General features: G+C 52.0%; 13 protein-coding genes. All 13 read left to right on the forward strand.

Features of this window, described 5'->3' with window-relative positions; genetic code table 11:
• The first annotated feature begins 23 nt into the window (after positions 1-23).
• The 13 genes from lon (at position 24) to GON22_RS11555 (ending at position 15,428) form a co-directional block, all read left to right on the forward strand.
• Positions 24-2,396 (forward strand): endopeptidase La, encoded by a 2,373-nt coding sequence (gene lon / locus GON22_RS11495; RefSeq protein WP_160396241.1) that lies wholly within the window; start codon positions 24-26, stop codon positions 2,394-2,396.
• Positions 2,393-2,980: a ribosome biogenesis GTP-binding protein YihA/YsxC gene (gene yihA, locus GON22_RS11500; protein WP_160396242.1), complete on the forward strand. Its 588-nt coding sequence runs from the start codon at positions 2,393-2,395 to the stop codon at positions 2,978-2,980. The genes lon and yihA overlap by 4 nt, the downstream gene beginning before the upstream one ends.
• 199 nt (positions 2,981-3,179) lie before the next feature.
• Positions 3,180-3,770 (forward strand): non-ribosomal peptide synthetase module, encoded by a 591-nt coding sequence (locus tag GON22_RS11505; protein WP_160396243.1) that lies wholly within the window; start codon positions 3,180-3,182, stop codon positions 3,768-3,770.
• A 370-nt stretch (positions 3,771-4,140) separates the two neighbouring features.
• Positions 4,141-4,542: an adenosylmethionine decarboxylase gene (speD, locus tag GON22_RS11510; protein WP_160396244.1), complete on the forward strand. Its 402-nt coding sequence runs from the start codon at positions 4,141-4,143 to the stop codon at positions 4,540-4,542.
• Positions 4,543-4,802: 260 nt separating this feature from the next.
• Positions 4,803-6,182, forward strand: coding sequence for a glutamyl-tRNA reductase (hemA, locus tag GON22_RS11515; protein WP_160396245.1), 1,380 nt, complete (start codon positions 4,803-4,805; stop codon positions 6,180-6,182).
• A 64-nt stretch (positions 6,183-6,246) separates the two neighbouring features.
• Positions 6,247-7,059 carry a cytochrome C assembly family protein gene (locus tag GON22_RS11520; RefSeq protein WP_160396246.1) on the forward strand — a complete coding sequence of 271 codons (813 nt, stop codon included), beginning with the start codon at positions 6,247-6,249 and terminating at the stop codon, positions 7,057-7,059.
• Between the two features lie 41 nt (positions 7,060-7,100).
• A complete protein-coding gene (locus tag GON22_RS11525; RefSeq protein ID WP_160396247.1) occupies positions 7,101-7,796 on the forward strand; it encodes a precorrin-2 dehydrogenase/sirohydrochlorin ferrochelatase family protein in 696 nt (231 codons plus the stop codon).
• Between the two features lie 15 nt (positions 7,797-7,811).
• Entirely contained in the window at positions 7,812-8,789 is a 978-nt protein-coding gene (gene hemC, locus GON22_RS11530; RefSeq protein ID WP_160396248.1) for a hydroxymethylbilane synthase, read from the forward strand.
• 5 nt (positions 8,790-8,794) lie between these two features.
• Positions 8,795-10,348 carry a uroporphyrinogen-III C-methyltransferase gene (cobA, locus tag GON22_RS11535; protein ID WP_160396249.1) on the forward strand — a complete coding sequence of 518 codons (1,554 nt, stop codon included), beginning with the start codon at positions 8,795-8,797 and terminating at the stop codon, positions 10,346-10,348.
• A 93-nt stretch (positions 10,349-10,441) separates the two neighbouring features.
• Positions 10,442-11,434: a porphobilinogen synthase gene (gene hemB, locus GON22_RS11540; RefSeq protein ID WP_160396250.1), complete on the forward strand. Its 993-nt coding sequence runs from the start codon at positions 10,442-10,444 to the stop codon at positions 11,432-11,434.
• Positions 11,435-11,474: 40 nt separating this feature from the next.
• A complete protein-coding gene (gene hemL, locus GON22_RS11545) occupies positions 11,475-12,785 on the forward strand; it encodes a glutamate-1-semialdehyde 2,1-aminomutase (RefSeq protein ID WP_202113198.1) in 1,311 nt (436 codons plus the stop codon).
• 2 nt (positions 12,786-12,787) lie between these two features.
• Positions 12,788-13,780, forward strand: coding sequence for an RluA family pseudouridine synthase (locus GON22_RS11550; protein WP_160396251.1), 993 nt, complete (start codon positions 12,788-12,790; stop codon positions 13,778-13,780).
• Between the two features lie 148 nt (positions 13,781-13,928).
• Complete coding sequence (locus GON22_RS11555; RefSeq protein WP_160396252.1) at positions 13,929-15,428, forward strand: LysM peptidoglycan-binding domain-containing protein; 1,500 nt, start codon at positions 13,929-13,931, stop codon at positions 15,426-15,428.
• The last annotated feature ends 95 nt before the right edge of the window (positions 15,429-15,523 follow it).

Below are 15,523 nucleotides of genomic sequence, written 5' to 3' on the forward strand. Positions count from 1 at the left end.
ACATCATTAATGGAGGTGCTGGAATGGGGCCTGGAAAATCGAAAGGTCGTAGATTGCCCCTGCTTCCGCTCAGGGGGCTGCTCGTATATCCCAGCATGGTTCTCCACCTCGACGTGGGACGGGAAAAGTCGGTACGGGCGCTTGAGCGCGCGATGGTCGATGATCATATGATTCTGTTGTGCTCGCAGTCTGAAGTAAATATTGAAGAACCGACGCAGGAAGACATTTACCGCATCGGTACGATCGCGCGCGTTAGGCAGATGCTGAAGCTGCCTAACGGTACGATCCGTGTTCTCGTCGAAGGTGTCGTTCGCGCCGAGGTGCTTGATTATTTGCCGAACGAAGAGTTCTACGAGGTTATGATTAAGGAGCTGCCCGAGCAGGAATCCGAGGATTCTGAGACCGATGCGCTCATGCGGACAGTGTTGAGCCAATTCGAGAATTACATTAATTTGTCTAAGAAAGTAACGCCAGAAACGCTCGCCGCCGTATCGGATATCGATGAGCCAGGGCGTCTAGCCGATGTCATAACGAGCCATCTGTCGCTCAAGATTCGCGATAAGCAGGATATTCTTGAAACGGTGGATGTCCGCCAGCGGCTAGAGAAACTGCTGGACATTCTTCATAATGAGCGCGAAGTGCTTGAGCTGGAGCGGAAAATCAATTCGCGCGTGAAGAAGCAGATGGAGAAAACCCAGAAGGAATATTATTTGCGCGAGCAAATGAAGGCGATCCAGAAGGAGCTTGGCGACAAGGAAGGCCGTGCGGGCGAGGTCGAGGAGCTGCGTAACCAGCTTGAAGAAGCAGGGCTGCCTGAGAAGGTGAAGGAGAAGGTCGAGAAAGAAATTGACCGTCTCGAGAAAATGCCGTCGACCTCTGCTGAGGGTGGCGTTATCCGCAATTATATCGATTGGTTATTGTCATTGCCTTGGAACAAAGGAGACGAGGAAGGAATCGACTTCGATCTAGAGCGTGCTGAGGAGATTCTGAATGAGGATCATTATGGCCTGGATAAGCCAAAGGAGCGTGTGCTCGAGTATCTGGCTGTTCAGAAGCTGGTGCAGAAGCTCAAAGGGCCGATTCTATGCCTTGTAGGCCCTCCAGGCGTCGGCAAAACCTCGATTGCCCGTTCGATTGCCAAATCGCTTGGGCGGAAGTTTGTTCGCATTTCGCTTGGCGGCGTGCGTGATGAAGCGGAAATTCGCGGCCATCGGCGTACATATGTCGGTGCAATGCCAGGGCGCATCATGCAGGGGATGAAGACGGCAGGAACGGTGAATCCCGTATTTTTGTTAGACGAGATTGACAAAATGGCGATGGACTTCCGAGGGGACCCGGCTGCTGCGTTGCTTGAGGTGCTGGATCCTGAACAGAATTCGACATTCAGCGATCACTTTATCGAGGTGCCGTTCGACCTATCTAACGTTATGTTCGTCACAACGGCAAACGGCTTGCACAATGTGCCAAGGCCGCTGCTAGACCGGATGGAGATTTTGTCGATTCCAGGCTACACAGAGCTGGAGAAGCTGCAGATTGCTGAACGTTACTTGCTGCCGAAGCAGAAGAGGGAGCATGGCCTGGATGAGAACCAGTTGACCGTAGATGATGGAGCGCTGCAGCAGGTCATTCGCGAATATACGCGAGAGGCTGGCGTGCGTAACTTGGAGCAGCAGCTTGCAGCATTATGCCGCAAAGCAGCGAAGCAGATTGTTTCCAAAAATCATGATGGCTCTGTCATCGTCGTTGATTCAGACAAAATCAAAGAATGGCTCGGGCCGATCAAATTCCGTTACGGGCAAGCGGAGCAGGATGATCAGATCGGTGCGGTTACGGGCTTAGCATGGACGGAAGTCGGGGGTGATACGCTCGTCATTGAGGTAACCGTCATGCAAGGCAGCGGCAAGCTAACGTTAACGGGCAAGCTTGGCGATGTCATGAAGGAATCAGCACAAGCTGCATTCAGTTATATGCGGTCCAAAGCGGCTGAGCTGAACATCGATCCGGAGTTCCACGAGAAGAATGACATCCATATTCACATCCCAGAAGGGGCTATACCAAAGGATGGGCCATCAGCAGGCATTACGATGGCTACAGCGCTTATTAGCGCGTTGACGAATCGCCCGGTTTCCCGTGAAGTTGCGATGACAGGCGAAATTACGCTCCGCGGCCGTGTGCTGCCAATCGGCGGACTGAAAGAGAAGTCGCTCGCTGCCCATCGCGCGGGCATTAAAAAAGTGCTTCTCCCCAAAGGGAACGAGCATGATTTGGTCGATGTGCCAGAAAGCATCCGTGCAGAAATGACCTTTATTCCGGTCGCGCATATGGATGAAGTGCTGCAGCATGCTTTATTGCCGCTGCCGGTACCAGAACAGAAAGCAGGGACTCACGTTACATGAAAATTACATCAGCAGAATTTATTATTAGTGCAGTAAGGCCGGACCAGTATCCGGTGGATGCCTTGCCAGAGATTGCTCTGGCAGGGCGTTCGAATGTCGGGAAATCTTCATTGATTAACCGAATGATTTTGCGTAAAAACTTGGCGCGGACAAGCTCGCAGCCGGGAAAAACTCAGCAATTGAACTATTACCGCATTAATGAGCAAGTTTATTTTGTCGATTTTCCTGGTTATGGCTATGCAAAAGTGTCGAAGACGGAGCGTGAAGCATGGGGACGAATGATTGAGACGTTCCTTAAGGTGCGTGATGAACTCAAGCTCGTGCTTCTAATTGTTGATATCCGGCATGCCCCGTCCAAGGATGATTGTTTGATGTACGATTGGCTGAAACATTATGAGATTCCAATTTGCATTGTTGTAACTAAGGCAGATAAAATTCCGAAGAGCAAATGGGATAAACAAATCAAGCTCGTAAAAGAAACGCTTCAAGCAGATCCACGGGATAAGGTCATTATGTTCTCATCTGAGCTGGGGCTTGGACGCGAACAGCTTTGGGATTATATCCTTACCGCAACCAGCGATTAAGCGAGAAAGTCGCGTGACTTTCAATCAAAATCAAAGGATAAAGGATTTTTAAGCAGGCTGTTCGGGGAAACTAACGGATTTTTCTGAAATATGCGCGAATATCGCGAACGCTCGGCAGGAATAAACGTTCGGGATGACGTATAATAAGATTAGGTAGGGAGTTAAACAAGTGCAAGCTTAAAGAATTGAGGAGATTTTTATGGCTGAGCGGTTAGCCACACAGTATGTCAAAGCCAAACTGCAGTTGTCGAGTGAGGAAATGTCTCAATTTGTCCGTTTTTTCGAGGACCAGCAAATTCACTACGGTGTGAAGGTGCTTGAGAATGGGAGCCAAGAGGTCGTTCTCGAAGACTTAGCAGGGAGGGAAGAAATCCGCCTTGTATTTGAGCGCCAGCATGATAACTACGTTTGCGAACTTTCATGCCGCCTAGTCCATCCTGGATTAACGAATGCTATGCGTAAAGCGATTGCAGCTTTCCGCGGTGATGCGATCGTCAATCGAATCTACAGCAATTATACGATGATCTATCATTATGATAAGGGGCAAGTCCGTCGGATTGTAGAAAGTAACCAGAACGGGACTCGCGTCGTGTTCGAACATAAAGATACGCTTGGCCAGCTGGAACGCCAGTTCCGCAGCCAGCTTGTCGAGCACGAGATTAAGATGGTGCAGGGCGCCATTAACGAGTTGCTTGATATTCGCAATCAGACGGCTGACCCATGCCAGATTCGAGAGATCGATGAACGGCTTCGCCAGTTGACTCACCAGCTATTCGTATTAGAAGCATAAGAAGATTGCAGGAATGGTTCAAGAACCGCACAACGTGCGGTTCTTTTTTATTGGGTGCCCTGGCATGACAAATAACTAGCCCAACTCCTGTCTAACTTTTGCACCTAAGAAGCACGTTGAACATACGTTGTATACGGAATTAAAGTTGGTTTCTTTTATCGAATTTGCCCTATAAAATCGCCCAAAAAAAACAGTTGCATTTCAGGTCGATAGATGTTATTTTTATTTTCGTTGAACAATAATAGGAACCAGGATTCACTCAGGACATAGTAATGTTGCGAGAGATTATTCCCTCGGGAAGTGAATGACGTAGGTCCTAGCGGATGAAATTTTTTCAAACATTTTATTCCTAGGAAGGGGGAACCGAAAGATGGAATACTCAACTTTCGGAAGACACGTTGCTGTTGACGCTTGGGGAGTAGATTTTGACTTGTTGAACAATGCAGAAGCGTTGCAGTCACAAATGGTGGAGGCCGCTGAAGCATGCGGTGCAACTGTGCTATCGGTTCAAGCCAAACAATTCGATCCTCAAGGCGCGACTGTGCTCGTGCTCCTGTCGGAAAGCCATCTCTCGATCCATACGTATCCAGAGAAGGGTTTTGCGGCACTCGACTGTTACACCTGCGGTGAAACTGTGGATCCGCAGCTGGCAATTGATTACATGCTTGCTGTATTAAAGCCAACGGCTTCGCATGCGAAGAAGCTTGTACGCGGCATGGGTGAACTGCAAGTTGTTGAACCGGTAATGAAGCAAGCAGAACTCGTTAAATAATACGGGAGCTGCTGTAAGGGAACGAAGAACGCATTAAGCGTCGCATAGAGGAAATGGCCATGGAGCGATCCGTGGCCATTTCTTTTCACTTTATACAGATTGCTGCCCGCTTAGGAATAATGGGAAGATTCCCTGACCACACTAGGGGCAGGTGTTGTTTCATACTTTTTTCATAAATGAAAGCGTACGGGTTGTAGAACTATGCTATAATTTATCGAGACTAGGCCGGATACATTCCAAGAAGAAGGAGGCAGGGACGAATGCACATCATCGTAGTAGGCTTGAATTATCGGACAGCGCCCGTCGAGGTGAGGGAACGATTCACTTTTGCTGAACGGGATTTGCCAGCTGCATTGCGGCAATTAAAGCAGACCAAGAGCATTCTCGAAGGCGTTATCGTCGCAACCTGCAACCGAACGGAATTGTATGCCGTCGTGGATCGGCACCATCTGTGTGGCCATTATATTCGAAGCTTTATGGAGCAATGGTTCAAGCTGCCGCGGCAGCATTTTACGAATCATCTTTATATGTATGAGGATGATCAAGCGATTGAGCATCTGTTCCGAGTGACAAGCGGCTTAGATTCGATGGTCATCGGTGAAACGCAGATTTTGGGTCAAGTGAAAGATGCCTTCCTTCTCGCGCAAAAAGAGAAAGCGACGGGCACTTTATTTAATATGCTGTTTAAACAAGCGGTCACGCTAGCTAAGCGTGCGCATTCAGAGACGACAATCGGCGAGTCGGCTGTGTCCGTCAGCTATGCAGCTGTGGAGCTGGGCAAACGGATTTTTGGCCAATTCGCTAAGAAGACGGTCATGATTATTGGCGCTGGCAAAATGAGCGAGCTTACTGGCAAGCACTTGGCTGCTAATGGCGCGGATCGTGTTATTGTAGCGAATCGGTCGATCGAGCGTGCGACTGAGCTGGCGGACAAGCTAGGCGGTTCGCCTTGTACGATGGAAGAAGCAGTCCACCGGCTGCATGAAGCCGACATCGTTATTAGCTCAACTGGCGCTGATGGGTTCGTCCTGAAGCGGGAGCAGGTAGCGATGGCGATGCAGCGCCGTAAATCCCGTTCATTGTTCATGATTGATATTGCAGTTCCTCGTGATTTGGATCCATCTATCGCTGCAATTGATAATGTGTTCTTGTATGACATTGATGATCTGGAAGGCATCGTAGAAAGCAACCTGGAGCAAAGGCGCAAGGAATCCGCGAAGATCGAGGCGATGATCGTGGAAGAGCAGGAGTCGTTCAGGAGCTGGTATAAGACGTTAGGTGTCGTGCCGCTTATTAAAGCGTTGCAGACTAAGGCGGAGGTTATCCATTCGGAAACGATGGAGAGCTTGATGAAGAAGCTGCCTGATCTGGGTGAACGCGAGCTGAAGGTTATACGCAAGCTAACGAAAAGCATGATGAATCAAATGATGAGCGATCCGATCTTAGGAATTAAAGAAACGGCCGGCGAGAAGCATGCCGGAGAAGCGATGGATTTGTTCGTGAAGCTATTTGCCCTCGAACCGTTGCTTGATCAAGCGCAAGGATCAGCTGTCGTGAAGCCGGCATTATCTGCGCCATCATCGGCTGCGGAGTCGACTTCGGCTCATGTACCGGCTGGCGTTGCGGCTGCAACGCCGTAAGGAGCCGCCGCATGCACGCGGCGGTTTTTGCTGTTTTACGTGACTGTGAAGGATGGAGGCGCTTATGGTTACGTCAAATTGGTTTTATGATGCCATGCTGTATGTGTACGCCCTGAGCCTTCTGTTTTATTTCTCTGACTTCGTGGATGCGAATCGGAGTGCCAAACGGATCGGTACAGGGCTTCTCGTGTTTGTCTGGACGCTGCAGACCGGGTATCTGGTCTATCGGTTAGTTTCACATTTGGACATTTCCTACATATCAGGGTTTGAATATTGGTTTGTATTTTCTTGGCTGTTAGTAACGGTTTCTCTAGTCATCAGCCGGTTTTTCCGCATTGAATACATCGTATTTATCGTTAACTTAATTGGGTTTGCTGTGCTTACCGCATTGCTTCTTGTGAATCCAGGTCCATCGCTTTCGACTGAACCATTCGAAGCGGCCCGTGATCTGCTTATCGTACACATCAGTTTGATGACATGTGCGTTTGCTGCATTGACGTTTTCGGCTATTTTTGCTGGGATGTACATGTTCTTGCATCGCAAGCTGAAGAAGAAACGTTGGACCAGCCCAGTTAGAAGATTGCCTAGCCTGCAATTAATTGACCTCTATTCTTTCCGTCTCGTCTCAGCTGGCGCCCCGCTGCTCGCGATGTCGCTTTCCGTGGCGATCGTGTCAATTGCCGTGGAGCGCGAGTGGGCATACTTGTTAGATTGGAAAGTAATTATTTCGCTGGCAGCGCTCGTGATGTACGTCGTGTATTTGGTCCGGCGCAAAGTGAAGGGCCAGATCGGCTTTGCTGCCGCACGGCTGAATTTATGGTCATTTGGAACGCTCATCTTAAACGTACTGCTGAATCCGATTTCGCATTTTCATTAAACAATCTAGATGTGAAGGAACGGAGCAAGGAGGGAGAAGGGATGAGCAGTTTCGGCTATTATCCGATCATGGTGGACTTGTCTGGCAAACGGTGTTTGGTTGTCGGAGGTGGCGAGGTTGCCAGCCGAAAAGTAAAGGGGCTTCTTGAAGCAGGAGCGGACGATGTGGCAGTTGTGAGCCCTCTTCTTAATGAAGAGCTGGCTGAGCTTCAACAAAGCGGCCGGATTCGAGTAGAACTGCGTGGCTATGTGCCTGAAGACGTCCTCGCTGCAAATCTTGTATTCGCCGCTACGAATCAGCCGCAATTGAATGCGGATATCGCCGAAGATGCGCGGCGCTTAGGGATATGGGCGAACTTGGCTGATGACGGGGCAAAAGGCTCTTTTATAACGCCTGCTATACACCGCCAAGGCGATCTTGTGATCGCATTAACGACAAGCGGCGCAAGCCCAGCGCTCGCCTCGCAAATTAAGCAAGAGCTAGTGAGTGCGTATGGAGATGAATATGCACCGCGGTTGACTGCACTGCGGCTGTTGCGAGAGCGGCTATTGGATGCGAGCGTTGGTGCAAATAACGCATACGGGCTTTCGCCTGTTGATCGGCGAAAGCTGCTGCGGCTCGCAGCTGCGGATGCTGCAGGCTGGAAGCAGACGGCTGAGGCACTTCGGCAGGAGCCAAGCCAAGCCGCCATACAATTGGAACGATGGATGGATTCGCTGCGGATGCAGCTTTTATAGGAGGGTATAGGAAGTATGACGAATCAAGCTATAGAAGGAACGCGAGTCATCCGGGTAGGGACAAGGCAGAGTGCGCTTGCATTAACGCAGACTGGACAAGTGATTGACCAACTGAAGGAGCTTAGCGAGCGCCATGGGATGTCTTATACGTTTGAAACGGTGAAGATTGTAACCAAAGGCGATCGAGTTCTTGATGTTACACTCTCTAAAGTAGGCGGAAAAGGGCTGTTCGTGAAAGAGATCGAGCAGGCGCTGCTGGACGGCGAAATCGATCTGGCAGTACACAGCATGAAGGACATGCCGTATGAGCTGCCAGAGGGCCTTATGAACGGCTCTGTGCCGAAACGGGTTGATCCGCGTGATGTGCTAATTACGGCTGATGGCGGAGGCTTCGATTCTCTGCCTAACGGAGCTAAGGTAGGCACGAGCAGCTTGCGCCGTGCAAGCCAGCTCAAAAACCGTAGGCCAGACATCGAAATCGTCTCGATTCGCGGCAATATCGATTCCAGGCTGAAAAAGCTGGAGACGGAGCAATTCGATGCGATTGTCCTTGCGGCGGCAGGCATGGCGCGAATGGGTTGGGAAAACCGCATTAGCTCGCCCCTGCCGGTTGATATATGCGTTCCGGCTGTAGGCCAAGGCGCATTAGGCATTGAATGCCGGGAGGCAGACGCGGAAGTGCGGCATCTGCTGTCCCTTCTGAATGATCCGGTTAGCGAACTCGCCGTGCGCGCGGAACGGAGCTTCCTTGGCGCATTGAATGGCGGCTGCCAGATTCCGATCGGTGCTCACGCAGTGGTGGAAGTGCCTGAAGGGCAATCGAATCTCGAAGGCGCGTTGATCGAGCTGGTCGGTATCGTTGGTTCACCGGATGGCGATATTTTGCTCAAAGAAATTGGTAAAGGCACAGATCCTGAAGCGCTCGGGTTAAGCGTTGCCGCTGCGCTTCGGGCGAATGGCGCAGATCAAATATTGTCGCAGGTGAGAGGATGACGAGTGTGAAGGGGAAAGTATATTTGGTCGGTGCCGGTCCAGGCGATCCGAAGCTAATTACGATGCGCGGTGTGGAGTGCCTGCAGCGTGCAGATGTTGTTGTATATGATCGACTGGCGAGCCCACGCTTATTGGCGCACGTAAAGCCAGGCTCTGAGCGTGTCTATGTAGGCAAACTGCCTGACCGCCATACGATGAAGCAGGAAGAGATTAATCAGCTGCTGGTTGATCTCGCATTGGAAGGAAAGACGGTTACTCGCCTTAAAGGCGGAGACCCGACGATTTTCGGCCGTGTAGGTGAAGAGGCGGAGCTGTTGGAAGCCAATGGCATCGAATTCGAGATCGTGCCGGGGATTACATCGGCCATCGCGGTTCCTGCTTACGCAGGCATTCCGGTTACCCATCGTGATTTGGCTTCGTCCCTTTCCATTATTACGGGGCATGAGAGCCCTGAGAAACTCGATCGTTCCATCCATTGGGATAAAGTGACGAATGCAACGGGCACGCTTATTTTCCTAATGGGCGTAGCCAAAATTGGCTATATTAGCGATCAGCTTATTCAACATGGCAAGTCGCCATCGACACCTGTTGCACTCGTGCGCTGGGGGACTCGCGTTGAGCAAGAAACACTCGTTGGTACGCTAGAGAATATCGCTGCTAAGGTGGAGGCAGCTAACTTTAAGCCACCGGCGGTAATCGTCGTAGGCGAGGTCGTTAATCAACGCGAATCGCTTCGCTGGTACGAGAAGAAGCCATTGTTCGGCACGCGCATTCTCGTTACGCGCGCTCGTGCGCAATCAAGCGATTTGGTACGGTTAATTGAAGAGCTTGGCGGCGAACCATGTGAGTATCCAGTCATTGAAACGCGCGATCCATCAGATGCTGCTGCGATCAACGCAATTGAGCAGGCGCTGAAGGAAGCAGATACGTTTGATTGGCTGATGTTTACGAGCGTGAATGGCGTAGAAGCGTTCTATCGTTGGTTGCAGCGTTATGGCGTAGATATTCGCAAATTTGCGAAAGCGCGCATTGCAGCCGTTGGCCCAAAAACGGCAGAGGCGCTGCAAGCGCGAGGATTAGCAGTAGATGAACTGCCAGCGCAATTCCGCCAAGAAGGGCTTGTTGAGCAGTTGGATGCATCGCTTAAGCCAGGCCAGCGTGCTTTGATCGCCCGTGGCGATCTTGCGCGTGAGGTGCTGCCTCGTGAACTGAACGCGCGTGGCGTGGAGACGGTTGAGCTTGACGTCTACGAAACGGTCATTGCCGAGTATCAGGATGATATGGCGCTGGAGCTGCTGGAAGAAGGCGCTGTGCATGTCATAACGTTTACGAGCTCGTCTACCGTAACTAATCTAATCGAGCTTCTTCGCCGTAACGGCATTGAAGAGCCGGAGAAACTGCTCGCTAAATCGCATATTGCCAGCATCGGGCCAGTAACGACTGCAACTGCAGCCGCTGCTGGGCTACAAGTGTCGATCGAGCCGGAAGAAGCGACGATTGAAGCGTTGGTGGCGGCTATTGCTGCACAACGGCTTGCTGATCGCGCGAACCGCGCTTAGAAGCACGCCAGTTGTTTCATTGGTTTCATATAATGCATCTAGCAATCGTTGTTATAGATATCCATGAGATGAAGGAAGCAGGAGGTACGGCAAATGAGCTTTCCAACGGTTAGGCATCGCCGCCTTCGCGGATCTGCAGCGCTGCGCAGCATGGTTCGCGAAACGATTTTGACAGTGAATGATTTTATATATCCGATCTTTGTAACCCATGGCACGAATGTGAAGGATGAAATTTCGTCCATGCCGGGTGTTTACCACTTCTCGATGGATCGCCTGGAGGAAGAGATTCGTGAGGTTGTCAGCCTCGGCATTCCGTCGATCCTGCTATTCGGCGTACCGGCTAGCAAGGATGCGATTGGCTCCTCGGCTTATGACCACAATGGCATCGTACAGGAAGCGACGCGTGCGATCAAAGAATGGGCGCCAGAGCTTGTCGTTATTGCGGATACGTGCTTGTGCCAATTTACGGACCATGGCCATTGCGGCGTTGTTCATGTGCATGAGCCTACAGGCATTGCCGAAGTAGATAATGACCAGTCGTTGGAACTGCTCGTGAAAACGGCCGTTTCCCAAGCGGAGGCAGGCGCTGATATTATTGCCCCTTCCAACATGATGGATGGCTTCGTTTCCGCCATTCGCGAAGGATTGGACGCTGCAGGCTACTCGAACGTGCCGATTATGTCCTACTCCGTCAAATATGCTTCTGCCTTCTATGGCCCGTTCCGTGATGCGGCGCATTCAGCGCCGCAGTTTGGTGACCGGAAGACGTACCAGATGGACCCAGCCAATGCGCGGGAAGCTCTTCGCGAAGCGGAGTCGGATGTGCTGGAAGGCGCTGATTTCCTGATGGTCAAGCCAGCGCTTGCTTACTTGGACATCGTGCGTACGTTGAAGGATCAATTCGATTTGCCGCTCGTTGCGTATAACGTGAGTGCGGAGTATTCGATGGTGAAGGCAGCAGCGGCGAACGGCTGGCTTAATGAGCGGGCAATCGTATTAGAGACGCTGACAGGCATGAAACGAGCTGGCGCTGATTTGATCATGACGTATCATGCCAAAGATGCAGCGCGCTGGCTGCAAGGCTAAGCCTGCTTTGGCGGCATTCGGATAGAAGGAGACGATAACGATGAGCCAAACGATCGATCCCAATCGCCAGCGGAAGGACGAGCGCTCGAAAGCGGCGTTTGAAGTGGCGAAGCAATACATTCCCGGGGGCGTTAACAGTCCTGTTCGGGCATTTAAATCTGTCGGCTTAACGCCGGTTTATATGGAGCGCGGAAGCGGTTCCCGTGTTTATGACATCGACGGCAACAGCTATCTCGATTACGTTGCTTCCTGGGGGCCGCTTATTATGGGCCATGCCCATCCCGAGGTTGTAGAAGCGATTAAACGTACGGCTGAGAACGGGACGAGCTTCGGCGCGCCGACTGAGCTGGAGACGTTAATGGCCCAGCTGGTATGTGAGCGCGTGCCATCCGCGGACATTGTGCGCATGGTAAACTCGGGCACAGAAGCAACGATGAGCGCTTTGCGTTTGGCGAGAGGCTATACGAAGCGGAGCAAGATTTTGAAATTCGAAGGCTCCTATCACGGCCATGCGGACAGCTTGCTTATTAAAGCGGGTTCGGGCGTTGCTACACTAGGCTTGCCGGACAGTCCAGGCGTACCGGAGAGCGTAGCGACCCACACGATTACAGTGCCTTACAATGACATTGAATCGGTCAAATTGGCTTTCGAGAAGTTCGGCGAGCAAATCGCCTGCGTCATCGTAGAGCCGATCGCGGGCAACATGGGTGTCGTACCGCCGTTGCCGGGCTTCCTGCAAGGTTTGCGTGACGTGACGGAGCAGTACGGCAGCCTGCTTATTTTCGACGAAGTTATGACCGGGTTCCGTGTTCATTATCACTGCGCACAAGGGCTTTATGGCGTTACGCCGGATTTGACATGTTTAGGCAAAGTCATCGGCGGCGGCCTCCCTGTTGGCGCATACGCTGGACGCCGTGATTTGATGGAGCAAATGGCGCCTGCGGGCCCCATCTATCAAGCGGGCACTTTGTCCGGCAATCCGCTCGCGATGGCAGCAGGCTACACGACGCTGAAGCTGATGACGCCGGAAGTGTATGAACGGCTGGAGCGGCTATCGGTTAGGCTACAGCTTGGCTTCGAGTCCAATGCAGCGAAGCTTGGCGTAGCGAGCACGATTAACCGCGTAGGTTCGATGGTATGCCCATTCTTCACTGACACGCATGTCATTAACTTCGACACGGCCAAAACGTCTGATCTTGAGAAGTTTAAGAAGTATTTTGGCGCAATGCTGGATCTCGGCGTAAGCGTAGCCCCTTCACAATTCGAGGGCATGTTCGTCTCTGGCGTTCATACGGAAGCGGACATCGATTTCACGATTGAGGCGCATGCTGAAGCGCTTAGCCGTTTATAGAGATGGCGAATCCGTCGACGTTTGATTGGAAGAAGGGTGCCGTTCGGGAAGGCCGCAAGCTCATTCTTACAAGGAGTGGCTGTAGTAGGCCGCTATCGGAGAGTTGGCCGCAAGCGGGCAGCCGTCCGCATGATATTAAGCTTTGGCTGCAGCAGCAGGAATGGTTTCCGCTCAAATGGGTGAATTTGCTGTTTTCCGTTGGCGGCATTCAGCAGGATGGAGAGCGAATTGTGCTCGATGCGTTCCCTCCTGCCGATCTGGACAAGGATCCGCTCTATCGCCTTGCATCCGAGGGGGCAGCTGTACAGGCTCTCGCGGCTTGCCGCGTGCTGTATGAGGATGATAGCGTGCTTGTCATGCATAAGCCTACTGGCGTGCCTGTACATGCATCGAAGCCTGGAGAGCGCGGTACATTGGATGAGGCTGCAGCAAGGCATATGCTGAAGAAGGGGGATCCCCTTCCGGTTCGGCATATCCATCGGCTGGACAATGAAACGTCTGGCCCTGTGCTGTACAGCAAGCATGATCTTGCTCAGTTAAGGCTGGATGAAGCGATGCGCCAGAAGGCGATTGAGCGCGTCTATCTCGCTTTTGTGCAAGGGAAGATTAGCAAGCCCAGAGGCGTTATTAATGCGCCGATCGGCCGCGATCGTAAGCAATCATCACGCCGGTGCGTCACTCATAACGGTGATCCCGCGGTCACCCGCTATGAAACGATGGAACGTTATCCCAAAGCGACGCTAGTTCGAATACGGCTTGAGACGGGACGAACGCATCAGATTCGTGTTCACATGAGCTATCTAGGCCATCCTTTAATCGGTGATTCGCTTTATGGCGGTGAAACTGTTCTATTGAAGCATCAAGCGCTGCATGGCGAAATGCTGGTGTTTAATCATCCGCTGCACGGTGCGCCGATTAAAGTGCAATCCCCGTTGCCAGAATGGCATTCACTGCTAAAACATACGTTATCTGAACCATCATCTCCTTGGTTATAAATAGAAGGCCGTTCCTTAATGGAACGGCTTTCTTGTTTTCTGGCATATGCTGTGAATTTCATAGTCATGCTCTATGCGCCCTTGCCATATGATAGGTATTGGATGAGAAGATAGCCCAAGCATGCAAGGTGGAAGGGAGGACTGGAGCGTGCCGGATCAAACGAGCGGATTGCGCTTTGATGTGTATGAACGCGTCCATTTGCCAGATGAGGTTGCAGCGATTGAGGAGCTAGAGGAGATTGAGCTTGTTCCCCGCATTCAAGTCGTTCAACAAGGTGAGCAAGCATTATTAAAGGGCCAGCTGCTGCTGACAGGCGTTTATCGTTCACAGCATGATTTGCAGCAGCCACAATCACTTGAGCATTGGATTCCGGTCGAAATTACGTTGCCGATGAATCGGGTGCAGAGCATTGCGGACATCTCGGTTGAAATCGATCATTTTGATGTCGACCTGCTGTCAGCTCGGACGTTGAATATTACAGGCATTCTGTCCCTGCACGGCATTCAGGTGGAGCAACAAGAGGATGTACAGCAGGGGTGGCGTGATGAGGAGCCGATTACGGTCGTGCATCGCCGTGAGGCGGAGCCCCCCGCTCCCGTAGAGGAAAATTGGCAATCACGGTATGATAGCCCTGAGGTGCCGTTCGTACAGGCGCAGCAGGATGACTACGGACAGGCTGAGACGTGGACGGTACAGCCAGATGGGCAGGGTGAAGCAGCGTTCCAGCCACCGCCACCACAGCAATATCCGCCGCCTTGGACGCAATCTTATTACCAGCCTCAAGGAAGGCCTGAGCTAGAAGCGAGTTGGCATTCGCCGACCCCTAGCGCTATTCCAGAGAACGAACCGATTCATGAGCGGGAGCAAACGCCGCCTGTTATCAATTGGTCAGCATTCGCGACACAGCATCCGATCGAGCAAGTGGAGGAGCCGGCAGCGGAAGCGGTGGAGTTCATCGAACGGCTGGATCCATGGGCGCCCTCCACAGCAGCGGCCGAAGCCGAAGAGGAGCCAGTTAATCGTGGGGCTTTCGCAAATGCGAATGTGCCGCAGCAGTATGGCGATATCGCGCTTCCATCTGCACGAGAGGATTCATTTGAGGTGGCGGGACCGGAGGGAATCGATAACGAGCGGTCGATTTCATCGCCGTCTCCGTGGCCATCTGCGGATCAGGAGCCAGCGCTTTCTTCCGGTGCGGCAGCAGAGCTGTCACCTTCGCCATTAGCAGGCATTGCAGATGTGAGGCAGCAACAGGATGCGGAAGCTGAGCGCAAGGAATTGAAGGTTGCATTCGGCCGCAAGCGTGCGGAGGAAGTGCCGATTGAGAAAGAGCCTGTCGGGTTTCGCTCGTTGCTTCAATCATCCCGCCGTGAGCAGGAAGCTCGCGAGGCGTCTGATTTGGCTAATGCGGCGGCTAAGGAGCCATCGCGTGTGACGACAGGGGATGAGATCGAGTGGAAAACGTTGTTCTTAGGCAAGCTGGCCGATGAGCAAGGGTTCCGTAAAGTAAGGATGTGCATTGTGCAGCGCGAGGAAACGCTAGAAGATATTGCGGAGCGGTATGGGAAAAACTCGCGGGAGATTTCGCTCCATAACCGGCTGCAGGACCAGATCATTATTGAAGGGCAAGTGCTTTATATCCCTTAATTTTGCCCGCACTGCCCTTATTGCTTGGATGGCTCATATGAATGTGAAAAGGCGCTGCCAATCGCTCACGAAGAAGAGCGGCTGGCAGCGCCTTT

It is taken from the genome of Paenibacillus sp. MMS18-CY102 (assembly GCF_009789195.1).
GTDB lineage: Bacteria > Bacillota > Bacilli > Paenibacillales > Paenibacillaceae > Paenibacillus_T.

Bases quoted from the DNA above. Each gene is read 5' to 3' on its own strand.
- GON22_RS11505 (WP_160396243.1), top strand. From the start codon at position 3,180: ATGGCTGAGCGGTTAGCCACACAGTATGTCAAAGCCAAACTGCAGTTG.
- hemC (WP_160396248.1), top strand. From the start codon at position 7,812: ATGACGAATCAAGCTATAGAAGGAACGCGAGTCATCCGGGTAGGGACA.
- GON22_RS11520 (WP_160396246.1), top strand. From the start codon at position 6,247: ATGGTTACGTCAAATTGGTTTTATGATGCCATGCTGTATGTGTACGCC.
- hemB (WP_160396250.1), top strand. From the start codon at position 10,442: ATGAGCTTTCCAACGGTTAGGCATCGCCGCCTTCGCGGATCTGCAGCG.
- hemL (WP_202113198.1), top strand. From the start codon at position 11,475: ATGAGCCAAACGATCGATCCCAATCGCCAGCGGAAGGACGAGCGCTCG.
- lon (WP_160396241.1), top strand. From the start codon at position 24: ATGGGGCCTGGAAAATCGAAAGGTCGTAGATTGCCCCTGCTTCCGCTC.
- hemA (WP_160396245.1), top strand. From the start codon at position 4,803: ATGCACATCATCGTAGTAGGCTTGAATTATCGGACAGCGCCCGTCGAG.
- GON22_RS11525 (WP_160396247.1), top strand. From the start codon at position 7,101: ATGAGCAGTTTCGGCTATTATCCGATCATGGTGGACTTGTCTGGCAAA.
- speD (WP_160396244.1), top strand. From the start codon at position 4,141: ATGGAATACTCAACTTTCGGAAGACACGTTGCTGTTGACGCTTGGGGA.
- yihA (WP_160396242.1), top strand. From the start codon at position 2,393: ATGAAAATTACATCAGCAGAATTTATTATTAGTGCAGTAAGGCCGGAC.
- GON22_RS11550 (WP_160396251.1), top strand. From the start codon at position 12,788: ATGGCGAATCCGTCGACGTTTGATTGGAAGAAGGGTGCCGTTCGGGAA.